At 41.9% G+C, this 18659-nt stretch carries 20 protein-coding genes and 2 pseudogenes; 6 read left to right on the top strand and 16 right to left on the bottom strand.

What is annotated here, in order from left to right; genetic code table 11:
• Positions 1–29 precede the first annotated feature (29 nt).
• The 3 genes from NST74_RS19295 to NST74_RS19305 form a co-directional block, all read right to left on the bottom strand.
• Entirely contained in the window at positions 30–653 is a 624-nt protein-coding gene (locus tag NST74_RS19295; RefSeq protein ID WP_341113898.1) for a TetR/AcrR family transcriptional regulator, read from the bottom strand.
• Between the two features lie 139 nt (positions 654–792).
• On the bottom strand, positions 793–1362 hold the full coding sequence (locus tag NST74_RS19300; protein ID WP_341113901.1) for a 5' nucleotidase, NT5C type: 570 nt from the start codon (positions 1360–1362) through the stop codon (positions 793–795).
• Positions 1363–1436: 74 nt separating this feature from the next.
• Entirely contained in the window at positions 1437–1646 is a 210-nt protein-coding gene (locus NST74_RS19305; protein WP_339287341.1) for a cysteine-rich CWC family protein, read from the bottom strand.
• 209 nt (positions 1647–1855) lie between these two features.
• Between NST74_RS19305 and NST74_RS19310 the strand changes: the two genes are divergently transcribed.
• A complete protein-coding gene (locus tag NST74_RS19310; protein WP_341113902.1) occupies positions 1856–2404 on the top strand; it encodes a MepB family protein in 549 nt (182 codons plus the stop codon).
• On the opposite strand, the gene NST74_RS19315 is transcribed toward NST74_RS19310, so the two are convergent.
• A complete protein-coding gene (locus NST74_RS19315; protein ID WP_341113903.1) occupies positions 2374–2907 on the bottom strand; it encodes a peptidase M56 in 534 nt (177 codons plus the stop codon). The genes NST74_RS19310 and NST74_RS19315 overlap by 31 nt on opposite strands.
• Positions 2908–3013: 106 nt before the next feature.
• Between NST74_RS19315 and NST74_RS19320 the strand changes: the two genes are divergently transcribed.
• Together NST74_RS19320 and NST74_RS19325 are read left to right on the top strand one after the other, a co-directional pair.
• Entirely contained in the window at positions 3014–3622 is a 609-nt protein-coding gene (locus NST74_RS19320) for a methyltransferase family protein (protein ID WP_341113904.1), read from the top strand.
• A gap of 124 nt (positions 3623–3746) precedes the next feature.
• Entirely contained in the window at positions 3747–5012 is a 1266-nt protein-coding gene (locus tag NST74_RS19325) for an alkaline phosphatase (protein WP_341113905.1), read from the top strand.
• A 164-nt stretch (positions 5013–5176) separates the two neighbouring features.
• Here the strand turns inward: NST74_RS19325 and NST74_RS19330 are convergent, their stop codons facing one another.
• Positions 5177–5707 carry a hypothetical protein gene (locus tag NST74_RS19330; RefSeq protein ID WP_341113906.1) on the bottom strand — a complete coding sequence of 177 codons (531 nt, stop codon included), beginning with the start codon at positions 5705–5707 and terminating at the stop codon, positions 5177–5179.
• 86 nt (positions 5708–5793) lie between these two features.
• Positions 5794–6327, bottom strand: a complete 534-nt coding sequence (locus tag NST74_RS19335) for a PadR family transcriptional regulator (RefSeq protein WP_341113907.1) — start codon at positions 6325–6327, stop codon at positions 5794–5796.
• Positions 6328–6503: 176 nt separating this feature from the next.
• On the opposite strand from NST74_RS19335, the gene baiCD reads away from it, so the two are divergent.
• On the top strand, positions 6504–8429 hold the full coding sequence (gene baiCD / locus NST74_RS19340) for a bile acid Fe-S flavoenzyme BaiCD (RefSeq protein WP_341113908.1): 1926 nt from the start codon (positions 6504–6506) through the stop codon (positions 8427–8429).
• Positions 8430–8493: 64 nt separating this feature from the next.
• Here baiCD and NST74_RS19345 read toward each other — a convergent pair whose 3' ends face one another.
• The 7 genes and pseudogenes from NST74_RS19345 to NST74_RS19375 all read right to left on the bottom strand — a co-directional run bounded on the left by NST74_RS19345 (position 8494) and on the right by NST74_RS19375 (position 13925).
• A complete protein-coding gene (locus tag NST74_RS19345; RefSeq protein ID WP_341113910.1) occupies positions 8494–8628 on the bottom strand; it encodes a hypothetical protein in 135 nt (44 codons plus the stop codon).
• Positions 8629–8652: 24 nt separating this feature from the next.
• Positions 8653–9747 carry a winged helix DNA-binding domain-containing protein gene (locus tag NST74_RS19350; protein WP_341113912.1) on the bottom strand — a complete coding sequence of 365 codons (1095 nt, stop codon included), beginning with the start codon at positions 9745–9747 and terminating at the stop codon, positions 8653–8655.
• A 250-nt stretch (positions 9748–9997) separates the two neighbouring features.
• A pseudogene (locus NST74_RS19355) lies at positions 9998–10465 on the bottom strand (NADPH-dependent FMN reductase); the annotation flags it as partial.
• 1 nt (position 10466) lies between these two features.
• Positions 10467–11346: pseudogene (locus tag NST74_RS19360) on the bottom strand (LLM class flavin-dependent oxidoreductase); the annotation flags it as partial.
• A 38-nt stretch (positions 11347–11384) separates the two neighbouring features.
• Positions 11385–12356, bottom strand: a complete 972-nt coding sequence (locus NST74_RS19365) for a ring-cleaving dioxygenase (RefSeq protein ID WP_341113915.1) — start codon at positions 12354–12356, stop codon at positions 11385–11387.
• A 96-nt stretch (positions 12357–12452) separates the two neighbouring features.
• Positions 12453–12920 (bottom strand): MarR family winged helix-turn-helix transcriptional regulator, encoded by a 468-nt coding sequence (locus tag NST74_RS19370; protein WP_042129310.1) that lies wholly within the window; start codon positions 12918–12920, stop codon positions 12453–12455.
• A gap of 96 nt (positions 12921–13016) precedes the next feature.
• Entirely contained in the window at positions 13017–13925 is a 909-nt protein-coding gene (locus tag NST74_RS19375) for an aminoglycoside phosphotransferase family protein (RefSeq protein WP_341113916.1), read from the bottom strand.
• A 211-nt stretch (positions 13926–14136) separates the two neighbouring features.
• On the opposite strand from NST74_RS19375, the gene NST74_RS19380 reads away from it, so the two are divergent.
• The gene (locus tag NST74_RS19380; protein ID WP_042129314.1) at positions 14137–14484 is read left to right on the top strand and encodes a PadR family transcriptional regulator; all 348 of its coding nucleotides are present in this window, start codon (positions 14137–14139) and stop codon (positions 14482–14484) included.
• Complete coding sequence (locus NST74_RS19385; RefSeq protein WP_341113917.1) at positions 14471–15466, top strand: HAAS signaling domain-containing protein; 996 nt, start codon at positions 14471–14473, stop codon at positions 15464–15466. The genes NST74_RS19380 and NST74_RS19385 overlap by 14 nt, the downstream gene beginning before the upstream one ends.
• A 186-nt stretch (positions 15467–15652) precedes the next feature.
• Here NST74_RS19385 and NST74_RS19390 read toward each other — a convergent pair whose 3' ends face one another.
• The 3 genes from NST74_RS19390 to NST74_RS19400 are packed head-to-tail and all read right to left on the bottom strand — an operon-like array spanning position 15653 to position 18652.
• On the bottom strand, positions 15653–16930 hold the full coding sequence (locus NST74_RS19390; protein ID WP_341113918.1) for an alpha-L-fucosidase: 1278 nt from the start codon (positions 16928–16930) through the stop codon (positions 15653–15655).
• 51 nt (positions 16931–16981) lie between these two features.
• Positions 16982–17932 carry an ROK family protein gene (locus tag NST74_RS19395; protein ID WP_341113920.1) on the bottom strand — a complete coding sequence of 317 codons (951 nt, stop codon included), beginning with the start codon at positions 17930–17932 and terminating at the stop codon, positions 16982–16984.
• 27 nt (positions 17933–17959) lie between these two features.
• Complete coding sequence (locus tag NST74_RS19400) at positions 17960–18652, bottom strand: copper homeostasis protein CutC (protein WP_341113922.1); 693 nt, start codon at positions 18650–18652, stop codon at positions 17960–17962.
• Between the last annotated feature and the right edge of the window lie 7 nt (positions 18653–18659).

The raw sequence follows: 18659 nt of genomic DNA on the forward strand, positions 1-18659 counted from the left end.
GCGTCACATTCATCCTCCTTGTTCGAACCTTACTCAAACATTTGCGTTACGTAAGAAAAGCTTCCTTTTTCAGCGCCTAATGTAGTCTCCATAATATAAATAAAGCTCTGAATTTTAAGAATGATCTCTTCCGGTTCCCATTTGAATATCCCTTCGTCAAACAGAAATTGTGAGGCGACCAACAGAAATTCCATCGTTTCTTTAGGATAGGGACAGTGGAACAAGTTTTCCTCGATTCCCTGCTCAATCACCTCTGTTAATACAGGCGTTAGCTTCAAAATAGTTTCAGCCAAGCTTTTCTGATGGATTAGTGCATTCTCAGCTTGATGAAACTGTTCAATCATCTGACCTTTTCTCTCCGAATCAGGCTTCTGCGCCATTATGATTTGAAGCAGCTTTTCATGTACGGAGAGCTTTGAATCAGCAGCAATGATCTTGGCAGCGTCCACTCCAGCATCGATGAATCGCATGACCACCGCATCCATAACCTCCTCCTTCGACTTGAAATAATAATAGAACGTACCTTTGGCAATCCCGATCTCCTGCAAGATGTCGTTCACTGTAGTTCTCGCATAGCCTTTAGTAAAAAAAAGCATTTCTGCTACATCTAATATTTCATTTCTGCGTTCTTCCGGTTCTTTTGAAATCCTCATATATTTCGAGTCCTCCTCTTCGTAGACCGACCGTCGGTCTATTCCAATTATATACAATTAATTTATCGTGTCAATACTGCTTTTCTTGAATAACAACATAAAAAAAGAGAATTGTTCTAAGTGAACAACTCTCCACAGCTCAACGATTCTCTTGAGTTCCCAATATTTCATCAATCTTCTCTTTTGCACCTTCCCATGAGGTCAATAACGGAAATCCGTATTGTTCACGAGCTCTCAAATTCCATGGATGTGGAATACAAAGTACTTTCCTTCCGTCCTGCAATGCAGGAACCAAATTGTGAACCCCATCATCAATCAGAAGATCATAATTAATAAGATTCTTTCGCTTACAAGGGAAGAAATTTTCTAGGGGAATAAACGGCATATGCTTCTGCAGCCAGTTCCATTTTTCAACAACTGCCTGGGGCTGGGCCGCCGTAACGATAATAACATCATAAGCGTTGTGAAGCTTCTCCATTTCACCTACAACATGTTCGTCGAACAATTCAAGCTCCTCATATAAACCAGGCCGCCCATAGAATACCTCTTGTGTACAATCTGGATGACGTAAATGGTCCGTATTCCAATCAAGCATCTCCTCGTACTTCAGTACATGAGTGGGGAAATCATTGTTGTTATGGTATATAGCTCGTTTGACTAGATGGCATATCGTGTCATCCATATCAACTGCAATTATAGGCTTTCTCATCTGTGTCCCCCATATGTTTTTTATATTACTATTTAAGTATACACAATATAATTACTGTTTTCGTCTTGAGTTAGTTAAATTTCCGGTTGATGTTTTTTAAACGCCTCTACGCATCTTTGACAAATACAAGCTTTGCCTCTCAGTTCTAAAGGTACCCGTTCTAGTAGTTCTGCAGGAATTTCCGTATGAAAACACCAACAACCACCACTGTCAGCACCACAATAATTTAATTCTTTACATAATGGACAATACCGTTGTTCAACTTGTTTATTCTTTATATCCAAAGCCTATACTCCCCCATAGATCATTTAAATAGCGCTCTTTATATTGAAAAAACTCACTCTCTGCAATACCTCTACACTTATCTGAGTATACTTCAAAAATAAACGACTCCGGAACATCTGCCCTGTTCACGCTTGTGAACTCGCATTTCTTGCATTAAGATAGTGAGCATTAGGAGTTTCAATGGGACTCAACCGGGAGATTTGAACAGATGAGACTTAAGAAACAAAGCTCTTCAGATATTATTCATAGTGATCTAGTTGCTACCCAGGAACTTGTATATAACCCTTGCAATCTTGATTGCTCTGATCTCATTCATGAACCACACAATGCTGAATATGGTGCGTATATGTTTAATTTAAACGCGCTATCCATTAGATTCCGTGTTGCAAAAATCACACCTACAAAGATCGGGCAGTTTGTGACGTTATGGGAGAGAACTGGAGATGGGCCGATTCAACCTTATGAAATATCTGATCCTGCCGATCTCTTCGTTATAAGTACACGCAAGGAAAATCACTTTGGTCAATTTGTATTTCCAAAAGCAGCCCTAGGTAACCAAGATATATTATCTAATAAAGGCGAAGGTGGAAAAAGAGCAATACGTGTGTACCCGCCATGGGATACTCCCACAAGTCGTCAGGCTCAAAAGACACAAAAATGGCAGTTGGAATATTTCTTAGAGATCCCAACAGATAAACCACTGGACTTTCTTCGTATGCAAATGCTTTACGGTTTCCCATTAAATCGTACAGTCTGACCTATATCCTCCACATGCTTTATATCCGCCCATAAAATAAAATAGTTGTACAAGGCGTCTCCTATATTCACAGCTTCTGGATATTTCATGATAATAGCGGCCTGATGGTTCCATTCCTCTTCCTGATCAGCAGAAGGCACAATCAAACGCGCCTCTATTTCCTTTTCTTTCTGCCCCTGCATTTTCATCTCAATGATTTGTGGATCGGAGCCATAAGGCTTCAGTTGATGAAATGCATCCATGTTTGCTACATCATCAATGGATAACCTCTCACCAGAAAAAGCGGATAATTGAAAGAATCCGTTTTCCCCCTGATATTTTTCATCATATTCTGGATTCTTTACCCAATCGGAAGGATACTTCAAAGTGACCTTATACTCTTTTGAAGTATATGTTGAAACCCCCGCTCGCTTGACAAGCATTCCGATTCCAGTACTTCCTAATGCAATAACCGCTATAACCAACACCCATAACCACCATTTCTTATACACTGTTCTTAACACGTTATCCTCCTGAAGTAATATTGGGTTGACACGCACAGCATGAAGAAATAAGATATAGATAAACATATGAGCAATCATTCATATGTATTAGTTAGGAGGAAATACAATGAATAATCTAAAAAATATCCTATCTCTCATTCTTTTTTGCATTTTCCTTATTTCTTACCTTATGAAGCTCGTTATCCTGTACAAGAAGAACCATATTAAAGGAAATGTATTAGCAAAAGGTAAAAAACTAGCCAAGATTCATTATACCGAGCTATTCGTTAAGATTACCACTTTTGTGTGGGGTGCAACGTGGTTTGCATTCTCCTTAGCTGAGTCATACATAGTTACACTAGTCGGTGAGCAGTTTGATAATCCCGTCATTCACTTTTTCGGGGTTGGAGTAGCGGCCCTCGGATGTTTCATTTTTATTCAAGCAATGATTGCTATGCGCACTTCATGGAGAGTTGGGATAGATAAGACTACTGTAACAAAACTCATCACGCATGGTATATATAAATTTAGCAGAAACGCCGCATTTGTCGGTTTTGATCTCATGTTTCTGGGATTATATCTTATGTACCCAAATCTATTAACACTAATTATATTCCTACTTAACATTGTCGACATACATTTACTTATTCTTCAGGAAGAACAGCACTTAAAGTCCGTATTCGGAGCTGAATATACTAAATATTGTAATCGTACACCTAGATATATTTTATTTTGAAACCATACCTACTGCAAAATCAAATGTTCAACAGCACTTTTTACATTTTTTACAAGTTACGAAAACATTCTCTTAATGTAATTACTATAGTATGAGGTTGTAAACATACATTAGGAGGGAAATTATGAAATCACCGAAAAAGCACGGCGTTAAGACGGCCATTGTAGCAACTGCAGCAACTGCTCTCTTCGTTTCCAACGTAGTCATTACGCAAGCACCTAATCAAGCCAATGCAGCTTCATCAAACACACGAAATGTGATTCTGTTTGTCGGAGACGGGATGGGAACTGCCCAGCGCAATGCCATCCGCCTAGCTACAGTAGGTGAAAAAGGAAATCTAGCGATGGATTCTATGCCATATGCCGGACTCATTCATACAAGCTCCACTGTCCCTGTTACAGATTCAGCTGCTTCAGCCACAGCTTATGCCAGTGGAGTCAAGACTTATAACGGAGCCATCGGAATGGATGCAGATAAAAAGTCCGTCCAAACCATTATGGAATATGCAAAATCAGCAGGAAAATCTACAGGTGTTGTAACTACCAGTCAAATTACAGATGCTACAGGCGCTGCCTTCGGCGCTCATGTCGAAGATCGCTCCAAACAAAGTGATATCGCTTTGCAGCTCCTAACCAAGAGCAAAGTTGACGTTCTTCTCGGTGGAGGCGAAGATTTCTGGTATCCGGCAGGTAATCCAGGAACGTTCGCGGATGCGCCTACTGAAGATCCTTCAGAGAAGAGTAAGGGTACGCAAGGTAACCTTGTAGAAAAAGCTAAGCAGCTTGGATATTCCTATGTAACGAACAAAACAGATATGCAAAAGGCGAAAAGCGGCAAGCTTCTCGGGTTGTTTGCAAACGAGGAAATGTTCCAGCAAAAGCCAGAGGGTGAAGGAGATATTTATAATCCGGTTGTATCCTTGCCTGAAATGACGAAAAAAGAGATAGACACGCTTGCAGCAAATAAAAATGGATTTTTCCTGTTGGTTGAAGAAGAAGGTACTGACGAATTTGCACACCAAAACAACGCCAAGATGACAATTAAAGCGGGGCAAGAGTTGGATAAATCCGTACAGGTCGCCAAAAATTTTGCTAAAAAAAATCCCGATACCCTTGTCTTAGTTCTCGCTGACCATGAAACAGGCGGGTTCTCTATTGAAGCTGTGGATGCTGAAGATGAGTCAGGCGACGGTATTTCCAAAGAGGATGGTCCGTTTGCCATCGCTAATTCCAAACAGAATTTTGTGGTGGACTGGACGACCTCGGGTCATACAGCAGTAGATATTCCTATTACAGCCATGAGTAAAAATGCTCAGTTGTTTACTGGAATCTACGAAAACACTGAAGTATTTACTAAGGTCGCCCAAGCCATGGGCCTTAAAGTGAAATAAAAAGATCGGACAGAATAAAAGACTAGCCAGACTTTTAAACTGTACCCTATCGAGTAGACACTTTTAAAAAGTCTCTCGGTAGGTACAGTTTACTTTCTGGTTAGTCTTTTTTCATTGATGAACCACAATCCTGGGTTCTCCCTTACACTCTATGATCTCCACAACTACTTAGCATCTGTCCGAACAACAAACGTGATTTCCTTGGTCTTGTCTACCCACTCACCTGTCAGTCGAAATCCCCGTATAGTTGCCCCTGCTTCATAATCCTTACTATCTGAACTAAGAAAAGCCGCCATATTCGAATCGAGCTTAAAAGTAGCTATCTTATCCTCAAATTCAACATTTACCGGCGTTGCTGTTTCTTTTTTATACTTAAAAGTGCCATCATCTCTCAAAATATAATCTGTCAAATTGTAGCTGTCTGGAGCTGTATCGCTAAATTCGATTTGTATGATTTCTCCAAGCTTCACATAGGGAATTGAAACATCCGGGTCAGCCGTAAGGCTTTGGAAAGATGCACTAACTTCTTCTAAATCAGTGTTCTTTTCAAGTGGCATCACGATAGATTGAATGACTCTCCCTTTAGATGTAACCGTTACTTCCTTAATTACAGTATCGCTGACCTGTTCTCGATCGCAAGCTGGGAAAATAAACAGGAGTACAAGACTAAGGGTTAATAAGTATACTTTTCTCATGGAAAGCCCCCTTCTATCCCAATATCAAATGTACCATTCATTCACATTGTTATCGAGGTTTGTATGTAAGATATCTGTCATACGGATCAATGCTTATCCAAGGAATCCAGTTTATGGGAAAGCATATGAATTAACTCTAGCTCATGTAATACCATACTACGGGTATAAAAATATAGCTCTTCAGAGTAAACCAAATCTTCACCGTTCCCAAGCACTAGGGATAGCTGTTGTAAATGTTCCAGCTTCTCTTTCATATAAGTCTCTCTGTAATCAAGTAATCTTCGGCGGGCCTCCTGATCCAGTAGCTCATAATAAGCAAGACGAATAGACCATTCATTATCAATACAAATAGTCTCCAGCGTAAATTCGTTCAAGCAGATATGAAACCGCTCCTCACCCTCGGCTGTGATCGAATACACATACCGTTTAGGCCGGTTTTCCTGCATTTCCGTTTTCTTAATTACCCAACCTCGCTTTTCAAACAATTTCAGCTTCGGATACAGCGAATTATTATTAACGATTTTATCGTTACCCATTACGAAAATAATATTTTTTTTAATCTCATAACCATGCTTTGACCCTTTCATTAATTGAGCCAGAATCAAGACTTCAATATCCATGTTCATCCTCCGAACTACCGGACTTCATTTCCGGTCATTTTCTTATCTTACCTCAAGGACTGCATTTGTGCCAAATACTTCGTGATTTTGTGCACATACTTTTATCATTCCATTCGATAATATAGGTTAAAATAACCTAGTTATTTTTAACCTAAGTGTAGAGAGGAAGTTATTTCATGGAATTCGCACATTTGTTCAGCAAAGGTACGATCGGAAATATGGAGCTCAAGAACCGGGTCATTTTACCTGCCATGGGAACAAAAATGAACGCTCCGGGTGGTTATGTCAGCGAGCGCTTGATTGATTATCATGTTGCACGCGCAAAAGGCGGTAACGGCTTAAATACAGTTGAAGTAACAACTATTCACCCAACGGCTGCTTCTGATGATGCTCCAGCCATTTATGATGATAAATTTATTCCTGGCATGACTCTATTAGCTGAAGCTATTCGTGATGCAGGCGGCAAAAGCTGTCTTCAGTTATGGCATGGAGGGAAAGTAACTCCTAACCTGATTCAAGTCTCCTCCTCTCCTGTTCCTTTCGAGGGTGTCACTCATATTCCCCGAGAGCTGGAGCTTCACGAAGTTAGCGAGATGGTTCAAGCTTACGCAGAGGCTGCTTCACGTGCGAAAAAAGCTGGTTTTGACAGTGTGGAATTCCATGCCGGTCATGGTTATTTGCCGCAACAATTTCTAAGCCCAGCTATGAACTTCCGTCAGGATGAGTACGGGGGTTCTTGGGAGAATCGCTGTCGCTTTCCGCTCGCGTGTATCCGTGCCATTCGAGAAGCGGTTGGACCCGGGTTCCCTATCTTGATGAGAATCTCAGCGATCGAGGATCTACCGGGCGGACTAACACTGGAAGATATGAAGCTCTTCTCGAAGCTGGCTGAGGAAGCTGGTATTGATGCGATTAATGTATCGCGCGGCGTTCCAGCAGGCGCAGCTATTAAATATGAAGTACCTCCAATCGATCTACCCGTAGGCTTCAATGTAGATAATGCCGCACAAATTAAATCCGTGGTTAGCATCCCAGTTATCGCCGTAGGACGTATTAATGATCCAGCGATTGCGGATCGGATTATTGCCGAAGGACTGGCTGATTTCGTAGCCATAGGCCGCGCTCAATTGGCAGATCCTGAATTCTGTAATAAAGCATTAGCTGGACGTGCGGACACGATTGTTAAATGTGTAGGCTGTGATCAAGGCTGCTTCGATGGATTTGTGAATCCGAAAGTGCCTTTCATCAGCTGTGTATTTAATCCTGCAACCGGACGGGAAAGTGAATATGAATTGCAACGGGCGGGCACGCCTAAGAAAGTGCTTATTGCCGGTGGTGGACCAGCCGGTTTAGAAGCAGCAGTCACCCTGAAACGGCGGGGGCATTCTCCGATATTATGCGAAAAGAATGACATTCTTGGCGGACAGCTTTATATCGCCGGTGCCGCACCGCGTAAAGAAGAAATGGCCGCCGCCGCTTTAAATATGGGAGAAGCCGCTAAACGTGAAGGTGTGGAAATTCGAATGAATACAGAGGTTACTCCAGCACTTATCCAAGAAATTAGTCCGGATGAAGTCATTCTTGCAATCGGCTCCGCCCCTGTTATTCCTCCAGTAGAAGGCGTTCTGAGTAGTCATGTTGTGAATTCACATGATGTATTATGGGGAACAGCCCATCCTGAAGGTCGAGTCGTTATTATTGGAGGGGGATTAGTCGGTCTTGAGGTCGCTGAGCTGCTGGTTGAACGTGGAAATCAAATCACTGTTGTTGAAATGCAAGCCGATGTAGCAAATGATCTGGGAATCCTTCGTAAAATCTGTGTAATGGAAAGTCTCTATGGCCATGGCGTTACATTAATGACTAACAGTAAGTGTATGGCGATCCACAAGGATAGTGTACTGGTTGAAAAAGATGGGGAGCTTCACAGCTTGCCAGCCGATTATGTAGTAATCGCAGTAGGTTCACGTGCCCTCAACAAGCAAACCCTTCAGGACTTCTTGGAGGAAAGTGCCATTCCTTATCATGTGATTGGTGACGCTGTGCAAGCTCGCAGAGCGCTTAATGCAATTTGGGAGGGTGCAGAATTAGCTAGACGAATCTAGTTCATATGATCAAATAGATTTATGTAAAATAAACCCGGCAGGCCACGCCCGCCGGGTTACATTATTAATTGTTCATTTCTGTGATGCGACGGTCCCTTATGGCATATGTATTCGTCTTCACTTGATCAATAAAGCTTATTAACACGTCCTCATTCATGAACATGATATTCATCCCTGAACGATATTTGAATTTGCTCAAGTTTATTCCATAGAACAATTGTCCTCATGTCAATGGAGAGTACACACTTATATTGAGTATCGGCAGGTCAATAAATGAGGCATATTTTTCAGCAGCTTTAAACACCGCTTCTTTAGCATTCCCAAGCTCTCCAAAAGGATGGATGACAATCTCAACCCCTTTTTTCTTCATTGTTCGTTTCCATGTACCTACAACTTGGCCACCTACAACAATCATCGGCAGGAAAACACCGTTATTTCCAGGGACAATCAAAGGAGCCGTCTCTGGCTCAAGTACAGCGCTCCGGTCTTTATATCCAAGGATGTACTCATCAAAACCCGGTAGTAAATAGACTCCAGAATCTTCATCCGCAGGAGCTGGTCGATGGGAAGTCAGCCAATACTCGCCGCCGTTTATATCCTCCGATTGAAGTTCATTATTCACAGATTCTAACCCACGTCTAGCATCTGTAAGAGTTATACCTGCCCACCAAGCGAAGTCTTGAACGGTCGCCAATCCACGGGCAGTAAAATACCGTAAGGCGAGTTCTTGCAATGCTCCTTCGTAAGATAGCTCTCTGCAATCCGGCACCCACTCCTCTAATAACACAATCGTTTGCTGTTTACCATTCATCGGTCCAAAACAAATTAACCCTTGATAGGCGCAATTCCAGAGCATATGATAACCGCGTTGATTCCCAGTGTGGATACCTTCCTCTTCTATTAGCTGAAGTAGGACCGAACGATCCATTTGCTTCCCGCCCTTTAAAGCATCGACAATAATTTTCCTACAGCTCTCAAGTGTTCGATCATCAAGTCCGAGCTCCACCATTCGCCGCTTTGTCTGTGATGCTAAACGCGGTGCGGATAGCTGAAGCATCCACTTCACATCTTCTGCTGGGACGAAATGAAGCGTACCCCGCAGCGTCCAAGTAAGAATAATCTTCCGCTCAGCAATTGCACGCTCAACATCTGCTAATTTCGAAGCTGGAGAACGTAATCCGATAGCCCAAACCGCCTGCATATAATCTTGCGCTTGCATAGCTCCCATTTTTTTCACAACCTGCTCTGGTGTGTGATGTAAAGACCCTGAAATCATTTGATTATACAACCTGCTATTGGCAATACGGTTATTAGTCACATCGTTCCTCCTGTTCAGAAATGAACCCTTAATTATATACTTCCAGTTATTCAACAAAATGGTTAAGTTCATGCCTCTTGCCTATGTTCGATATTACTATTGATTCTATTGAATGACGAGATTAAAAAGAGTTTCAAGCTACATTTATGTAAAAAATGCAACAGAATTTAGATCCGCCGCTTTTTTCGGATCCATTCTGTTGCACGAAGTACAACGTAAAGGTTGAATTGCTCTTTTATATTACACATTTTTAAAAGAAAAACGCTGCTTCTTCCTCTTTCTTCACAACCTGCATCGCCTTAGTAGTATTCACCAATTCGTTAGCTAGTCGATTCAGTCTAAAAAGAATATCATCATCCACAATTATTTTCCGATCATATTGCTTCTCTTCAATATAAACATACATAGGAACCACCACCGCTCTCATATAAGAGAGAATCGGTTTCAACTGCTGTTCTGCTACTAAATAATGTTTGGAAGAACCGGCTGTAACTACAATTCCGATAACTTTATCCTTGAACCCATTAACCGGGAGTAAATCAAATAAGTTCTTAAGTGTTCCCGGGATCGAAGCTTGAAAAACAGGGGTTCCGATGATATACGCATCAGCCTCCATGATTTTCTCCAAAACGACTTTTGTATCACTTTTATAGTCCATGTAGCTTCGTCCATCACTAAACTCAAGCTTATAATCGCCTAGATCAATGAGTTCTATTTGCTTATTTCTTAGCTGTAGCGCGTCTTACGGCTGGTGCTACTTCAGATGCGAACAAGTCAATAATTTGTTCCACTTGAGGATAAGGTAACCCACCAACATCAATTTGAGCTAGAAAACGGTTATGCCCGTACATCTCATGCTGATAGAGGATCTTCTCTACAATTTGTTGTGGACTACCCACAAGTAGTGCATTTCTCACACTTATCGCTTCCGCAAATTGATCCTTCGGATAGCTCGATCCGCGAAGCTCTTTCATCAAGTGATTGAGATAAGGATAGTAATTGCGGAATGCTTTTTGTGAGTCCGGATCAATATACATTAATGAAGTAGTGCTGACTGGAAGCTCTGCTGGATTAAATCCTGATTGCGCTGCAACCATACGATACGCGTCCACCGAACCCTTAAAAGCAGATGACGGGCCGCCAAGGGTGGTCAGCATCATCGGAAGCCCCATTCTTCCTGCTTTAATTGCACTTGCTGGGGGACCTCCAACGGCTCGCCAGATTGGCAATTTGCCATTCAAAGGTTTAGGAAAGATTACCATATCATTTAAAGCAGGGCGGTATTTCCCTTCCCACGTGATACGATCAGACTCATTTATTTTCATAAGTAATTCAATTTTCTCTTCAAATAATTCTTCGTAATCTCTTACGTCATAACCAAAGAGTTCATAAGCACCAAGACGCGATCCGCGTCAAGCAACAATCTCTGCTCTACCCCCGGATAACAAATCCAAAGTTGCGAAGTCCTCATACACGTACAGGATCTGCAGTACTTAGCACAGTGGCTGAACTTACAAGCTTTATACGCTCGGTAGCATTTGCTATGGCCCCAAGGACAACCGAGGCTGCAGAGGTAATGAATTCGATTCTATATTGTTCCATCATGATAATGTCCTCTTTTCATAGCTGTATTAAGTTTAACGGATAGGATGAAGCTTCGATTCAATCTCTTCACGACGTTCTTCCAGAAATGAAGGTAAGGTCAAATTCTCTCCTAGTGCATCAAAAGCTTCATCAATCTCAAATCCTGGGCCATCTGTAGCAAGCTCAAAGAGAATATGGTTCGGATCCCGGAAATACAAGGAATGGAAGTAATAACGATCAATGACCCCCGTATTTTTAAACCCTGCAGCAGTGATTTTGGAGGCCCATTCGGTTAATTCTTCAACATCCTTCACTCTAATAGCCACATGATGAATACTGCCTCTACCTGGTCTCTCCCGATCTTTGTCATTAATTTCTTTGAGCTGAAGTTCAGTGTACAAGCCACCCTTATCTGTTTCATAAATATCCACCATAACCTTCGGATCACCCATGGAAGGCACTGTCCGAACTTGTGTATAGCCTAAAATATCTTCCAAAACCGCTTTTGTTCGGCTAGCCTCACGTACAGTCAATTCAACGGGTCCTAACCCCACGATGGCATACTTTGGAGGGATATCTTCTGTAATCCACGGTTCAACGAGCTCGATTCCGTTATCTTTTTCAGCAGATACTAGATGGACCATCAATTCATCCCTATCATAAAAAGTAAGCGACTTGCGCTCCCCTATACTTACAATAGCTTCATGAGGTACTTCAAAAGAATCTAATCGACTAGCCCAATATGACAAGGCTTCATCACTAGGAACAAGAAGGGAGAAAGAACTAATACTGTTCGTCCCTTTGCGAGTCCGACCTGCATTTGGCATTTCAAAGAAAGATACCTCAGTGCCTGGAGCGCCATTGCGATTGCCGTAAAATAGATGGTACATGGAAGGATCGTCCTGATTGACTGTTTTCTTTACAAGTCTGAGGCCCAGTACCTCTGTATAAAACCACAAGTTTTGTTTAGCGTCTTTAGTAATCATGGACACATGATGTTGTCCATTTATGGGTTGTTGTTTCATTTTAAAAACCTCCTAGTTGAATTGTATTGAATTTAAGTTTACTAGTATACTGATGAGGAAAAAAGTAAGCTTTATGATTAATAAAGCTTGTCATTACTACTGGACCCCTCGCGGGAGCCGATTCACATCTTGACTATGCCGATGAATTTTCTTAAGCATGCTGTAAAATACTTTCTTCTCCTCGTCAGTCAATGGATCGAATAACGAAGCTTGGAAGTCTGATTGCAAAGGCAACACCTTCTCGATAAGTGTTTGACCCTTTTCCGTTAAAGTAATGTACTTCACTTTCCAATCCTGTTTGCGTTCAATGAACTCTTCCTTCTCTAATCGGCCTAACATATGTGATACTCCGCCTTTAGTAATGGTTAGATGCTCGGCGATTTCCATCTGCGTCACAGGTTGATGTATTAATATTTGTACCAATGTATCGAACTGATTGACAGTTAAGCCAAATTGTTTCAAGAACTCATTAGAAAGATCGTTACTATTCTCATATACCCTTACCAGCCGTAACCAGATTAATAAGCTTAACTGGTTATCTTCAGTGAATCCATTATTCCTCATTTGGTCACGCCCATCGTTTGTTTATTTTGTTTGTGATTTGATTTGTTAATATGAGTATACTAGTAAACTGATAAGGAGTCAAGCATAGCAGGAATCCTACTTGCTTGCCAAATACCAACTTGGAATATAGGTTTGAAAATCATCATACCACTTCAGAACACTTTCCGCCCTGCTCAGCATATCAGCAACGTCCTCTTTCCCAAATGGAATGGCCCAATAAATGCTTGATAACTGGTTGCTAGCAATATATAAAGCCATCATTTTAAAGAACAAGTCCGGGACATTGTTATTAAAATATCCATGAATACGACCCGAAGCGAACTCTGCACTTATCATCGCACAAAATGGAATTCGATTAAATTCCTCCCACGGATCACCATTATCAAACCTGTTGAAATCAATAATCCCCAAATCCCCCGACTTCGTAACGATCATATTTCCCACATGGTAGTCACCATGCTGAAAAGTTTGAGGGCGTCCGTCAAGTAAGTATCGATTCGCCTCTATAAATTGAATGACTTGATCTTCTCCCTTTAGAACAATGCCGCATGTTTTATAGTTGGTAATGTATTTGTCGATCTTCCGATTATAATAATCAGCCCACGGCACTTGATCTTTCCCCGCAGGCATTTGATGTATAGATTGTAAGTATTGTCCCGCTTTCACACCCAATTGATATTGTTCTTCTACACTTAGCGTAGGGATAATCTTTTCCGCATCCTCCCCATCAATCCAAGTCAATAAGGAATATACACTCTGACCACCATTGCATACCCCAAACTGTAGCGGCCTTGACATCAAAATATCTTGATCTACCAGCCGTAGAATTGCTTCGTATTCCCGCTTTTTCTGATCATATTGAGAAATATCTGATGTTCTCAGCAAAAGTTCGCTGCCACTAATGGTCTTTATGTAGTATTTCTTATCCTTTGACCAACCTTTATGAACAGGCTCAACACTTACCCATGTAGCGGCTTCCGGTATGTCTTTATAGAAAGAATCCATTTCATTTCACCCTCCTTTTACTTTTTTTGATTGATTAGTAAAATTTCCTTGTTATTTCCTAGAAGAATATTCTAATTCAATTGATACTGTAGCAACAATAGTGTATGATACATAGTATAAAACATATACTGTATGACATACATTAATATCATTTTTAGTATCCTTACAATGGCGGCAAGTATTTAAATGAGAAATATAATGAGGTGGGTGAATGAGTACTTTATTAAACTCCTTAATTACAGAGCTTAGGAGAGGTACGTTAACACTAGCTGTTTTAAGTCAATTACGAACACCACAGTATGGATACTCGCTCGTTCAATTACTGGAGGAATCCAGCATCGCTATTGATCAAAGCACCTTGTATCCATTGCTTCGCCGATTAGAGAAACAGGAACTAGTGACGAGTAGCTGGGACACATCCGAGAGCAGACCCCGTAAGTATTATGTCTTAAGTGACTATGGCGTAGAAATTTTTTTGCAGCTAAAGGAAGAATGGCTTAAGAATTCGAAAGAACTCTACGGCCTATTACAAGGGGAGGATGACCATGAAGCTGATTGAGATTTACATCCATGAAGTGACTCGGAGGCTACCAGAACAAACTCGGGAGGATATCGCTCTCGAATTACGATCAACCATTGAGGATATGTTACCGAATGATCCTGATGAACAAGAGGTCAAGGCTGTACTTGCTAAGTTGGGGAATCCTGCAGTATTAGCCAGTGAATATCGCGACCAGCTCATGCATCTCATCGGACCACGTTATTATGAGTTATATCTTACCTTATTAAAAATGATAATACCGATTGCTGTAGTGGTTTCTTTAATCGCGATGACTGCCGAATATTTGATCGGGTATAGCGGTGATCAATCAGTGGCGGGGATTGTTACGACCGTTATAAGCAAAGGTATTGCTAGTATCCTTGAGGTAGGAATCCAAGTATTTTTTTGGATAACTATAGTTTTTGCTATCATCGAACGAACGGATAACGGAAAAGAGAAACACCCCTTCACAACAAAAATGAGCAAATGGACACCTGATGATTTGAAGGACATCACTCCTATTCATAAGAAAAAAGCGATTAAGAATTTTGAAGTATTCAGTAGTTTTTTCTGGATTGCGATATGGGCTACCTTATATTTTAATGCTGAGCATTTGATCGGTGTATATAAAGGGGGGACAGGTGTACTTGATTTTGTCGCACCCGTTTTTAATCAGGATGTATTGCTTCAGTATTGGCCTATTGTTCTTGTAGTGATCGGATTTGAAGCCGCATTAGCTATTTATAAATTAATTAAGAAACAATGGACAAAGGGACTGGCATTATGTGCTACAGCTCTCGAGCTCCTTGTGATCATTGTATTCGCTATCATCCTACGGAATCCAAATGTATTCAACCAAGAATTCATAACGTATATGTCTGATCTATTTAACATTACGACGAATCAATTTAAAACCGGGCTAGTCGGCGGTGGAATTTCCTTGTTCATTTTAGTTGCAGCTCTCAATATATACGAAGGCTTCCGTAAGGCTAGAATTTAATATTTTATTTATTAATGCAATATCACTGCTCGGTGATTGTAGACATTAGAATCCTTTTTTAACAGTATCATCCTCCACTAATAGTTTTGGACTTAAATAACGTTATTGGGGTCTATCAGGTCCGTTAACGAAAAACAATAGAGTGCCCCAGCAGCCATTCATGACTTTTGGGACACTCTATCTGTATTAATTAAAAAGTTCTAGCTCAATAACCGTATCCATTTCGTCGGGCAGTTTGGCCCCTTTTAATGTAATAAACGCTCCACCGTTCACATCCGAATATTCTTCTGCCATCCAAGGTGCTTCTACCTTCAATTCGGTGCCATCTCGTAATAATCTAGCCTTCTTAATCTTCCCCTTCAAGCCTTGGAAATAGATCGGACCAATTCCACGATCGTAGACATGTGCATACAACTTATTCCCTTTTTGCGTATAACGGCCCCACTCCGGCTTAGCAAGCAAAGAACTACCGCAGCCATAAATACTATCACCATTCAGACGCATCCACTCGCCCACTTCATCAAGGATGACAAGCGATTCCCTTGTCATTTCACCTTTGGCATCTGGACCAATGTTAAGGAGCAGGTTACCGTTCTTACTGATACATTCGACCATCGAGCGAATGACCTGCTGGGTTGATTTATAATTTTTATCTTCGGAATGATAACCCCAGTTATCGTTTAGCGTAATACATGCTTCCCAAGGGATCGATTGACCATTCACGTCAACGATGCCGCCAGGAGGAATGATTTGCTCTGGAGAGAAGAAATCCCCAGCATATTCTTCTGGCTCGGCCGCGCGGATATTCCCACCCAAACGATTGTCGATAATAATATCCGGCTGGATAGAGCGAATCATACGGATTAGCTCCGTTGCTTTCCATTTCTCTCCGGTCATATTATCATAGGAGAAGTCAAACCACATGATGTCGATTTTGCCGTAATTCGTCAATAGTTCCTTCACTTGTCCATGCATATACTCCAAATATCTATCAAAATCAATCGGCTTGTCTTTAGCCGCTACATTGTCCCGATCCGGATGCGCTTTATCACCATATCCAGGGTAATCATCATGATGCCAATCAATGATAGAGTAGTACAAACCTACAGCAATACCCTCAGCCCGGAAAGCGTCTACATATTCTCGTACAAGATCACGTCCAGCGGGCGTGTTAGTCGCCTTGAAATCTGTTAGCTTACTATCAAACAAGCAGAATCCGTCGTGATGCTTGGTCGTAAGAACCGCATACTTCTGCCCCGCTGCTTTTGCTGCGCTGGCCCACTTCTTCGGGTCATATCGAGATGCGTCAAATTCATCGAAATACGTCATGTAGTGCTCTCTACTCATTCGCTCGTTCCCACGTATCCACTCACCGCGTGCAGGAATTGAATATAATCCCCAATGAATGAACATGCCGAATCTATCCTGCAAGAACCATCTCGTTCTTTCTTCTCTTGTACCCATCTCTCTTCAGTCCCTCCGTTTTCGATAGCTTTGATAAACAGTTACCATCATCTAGACGGTATGAAATAATGCTGCAGCGCCTATAAGACCTACATCATCCCTCAGACCTGCTGACTCCATAGTATAAGTTCCTTTATACGGCTTCATGACAAGTTCCTCTGTTTTCTCTCTCAGCGCCGGAAACAGTAGTTCACCAGCTTTGCTTACGCCTCCACCAATTACAATGCGATCTGGATTAAACGTATGTACCGCGTTAGCTAATCCAATCGCCATATAATGAATCGTTCGCTCAATCACCTCGACAGCTACCGGATCTTTTAGTGCCATCGCTTCGAAGACGTGTCGAGAATTAATCTTTTCACCACTTCTACTAGCCAGCTCTGTAATCATCGACGTTCTGCTCTCCATCCTCCGCAGTGCCATGTCCCGAATCGCTGTACCCGAAGCAAATACTTCCCAGCATCCATATCTTCCACAGCTACATTCCGTTCCGCTCGGGTCAATAATATTATGACCGAGTTCTCCTGCAAATGAGTTCGTTCCGAGCAATAGCTCACCATCCATGACAATGCCAGCTCCAATTCCTGTGCTGAAGGTGACATATACCATGTTGTTTGAACCTTTTCCAGCTCCTCTTACATACTCGCCCCAAGCTGCAGCATTCGCATCGTTTACCACTTTCACTTCAACGCCAAGTTCTGACTCCATCCAACGCTTCAGTGGAACATTGTCCCATTCAGGAAGATTGGTACCGTGAATAACAATTCCAGCCTGGCTGTTCACTGCTCCGGGAGAAGCAAGTCCGACCCCCATTAGCGGTCGTCCTTCGGATACGGAACGTATCATTCCGATCATTCGCTGTACTACCTCTTCCGCAGTGCGTGCCCCGGCCGTCTCCATCAACTCTCGATTCAACAAAACACCTTTTGAATCAAATAATGCTGCGGCAATTTTTGTCCCACCTAAATCAATTCCCACTACGTAACTATCTACCTTATGCATAACCATTCACCTTTTCACCATCAAATATTAGCCGTTAGAATGAATATTCTCAGCTAACGCCCGCAGGGCTACTGGATCGATTGGCGACAAAGCGTCTTTGCCATAACGAACAGCCGATCCAAAATGTACTTCCGTGACTCCAGTCTGTTGAATAAAGGATGTAATACCTTCTGGCTTCAGACCGCTACCAGCCAATATACTAATCGAACTACCTCTAGATTCCTCTACTAGCCTACGCATAGCGGGAATGGCATCAGGTGCTGGACCAGGTCCAGCAGAGGTAAGAATACGTGTGATTTGCGGATAATTACAAAGCGTTTGATAACCTGCAATTTGATCCTCCAGCTCATCAAAAGCACGATGGAAGGTTACTTGTAAGCCATCTGTCAACGGCAATAATGTTTCAAGCGCTCGCTCATCGATCGTTCCTTCCGCTGTTAATGCGCCGAGAACAACACCCGACGCACCGCTGGCTGCAATCCGTCTGATTTCTGAGGCCATGGTCAAAATATCATACTTGGAATAATTAAATGATCTACTGTGTGGACGGACCATAACAAAGACAGGAATACGAACTGATTTGGCTACTTGCTCCACCAATCCTATTCCCGGTGTTAATCCACCTTCTGTAATAGCAGTAATGAGCTCAAGGCGATCTGCCCCATTCGCCTCAGCCGTCAGAGCATCATCCATACAAGTAGCGATGACTTCCAATTTCATAACTTCC

The organism is Paenibacillus sp. FSL F4-0125, from assembly GCF_038008565.1.
GTDB lineage: Bacteria > Bacillota > Bacilli > Paenibacillales > Paenibacillaceae > Paenibacillus_AQ.

Excerpts from the sequence above, each read along its gene's own strand:
- NST74_RS19295 (WP_341113898.1), bottom strand. The coding sequence starts at position 653 with ATGAGGATTTCAAAAGAACCGGAAGAACGCAGAAATGAAATATTAGAT.
- NST74_RS19300 (WP_341113901.1), bottom strand. The coding sequence starts at position 1,362 with ATGAGAAAGCCTATAATTGCAGTTGATATGGATGACACGATATGCCAT.
- NST74_RS19310 (WP_341113902.1), top strand. The coding sequence starts at position 1,856 with ATGAGACTTAAGAAACAAAGCTCTTCAGATATTATTCATAGTGATCTA.
- NST74_RS19320 (WP_341113904.1), top strand. The coding sequence starts at position 3,014 with ATGAATAATCTAAAAAATATCCTATCTCTCATTCTTTTTTGCATTTTC.
- NST74_RS19325 (WP_341113905.1), top strand. The coding sequence starts at position 3,747 with ATGAAATCACCGAAAAAGCACGGCGTTAAGACGGCCATTGTAGCAACT.
- NST74_RS19330 (WP_341113906.1), bottom strand. The coding sequence starts at position 5,707 with ATGAGAAAAGTATACTTATTAACCCTTAGTCTTGTACTCCTGTTTATT.
- NST74_RS19335 (WP_341113907.1), bottom strand. The coding sequence starts at position 6,327 with ATGGATATTGAAGTCTTGATTCTGGCTCAATTAATGAAAGGGTCAAAG.
- baiCD (WP_341113908.1), top strand. The coding sequence starts at position 6,504 with ATGGAATTCGCACATTTGTTCAGCAAAGGTACGATCGGAAATATGGAG.
- NST74_RS19365 (WP_341113915.1), bottom strand. The coding sequence starts at position 12,356 with ATGAAACAACAACCCATAAATGGACAACATCATGTGTCCATGATTACT.
- NST74_RS19370 (WP_042129310.1), bottom strand. The coding sequence starts at position 12,920 with ATGAGGAATAATGGATTCACTGAAGATAACCAGTTAAGCTTATTAATC.
- NST74_RS19375 (WP_341113916.1), bottom strand. The coding sequence starts at position 13,925 with ATGGATTCTTTCTATAAAGACATACCGGAAGCCGCTACATGGGTAAGT.
- NST74_RS19380 (WP_042129314.1), top strand. The coding sequence starts at position 14,137 with ATGAGTACTTTATTAAACTCCTTAATTACAGAGCTTAGGAGAGGTACG.
- NST74_RS19385 (WP_341113917.1), top strand. The coding sequence starts at position 14,471 with ATGAAGCTGATTGAGATTTACATCCATGAAGTGACTCGGAGGCTACCA.
- NST74_RS19390 (WP_341113918.1), bottom strand. The coding sequence starts at position 16,930 with ATGGGTACAAGAGAAGAAAGAACGAGATGGTTCTTGCAGGATAGATTC.
- NST74_RS19395 (WP_341113920.1), bottom strand. The coding sequence starts at position 17,932 with ATGCATAAGGTAGATAGTTACGTAGTGGGAATTGATTTAGGTGGGACA.
- NST74_RS19400 (WP_341113922.1), bottom strand. The coding sequence starts at position 18,652 with ATGAAATTGGAAGTCATCGCTACTTGTATGGATGATGCTCTGACGGCT.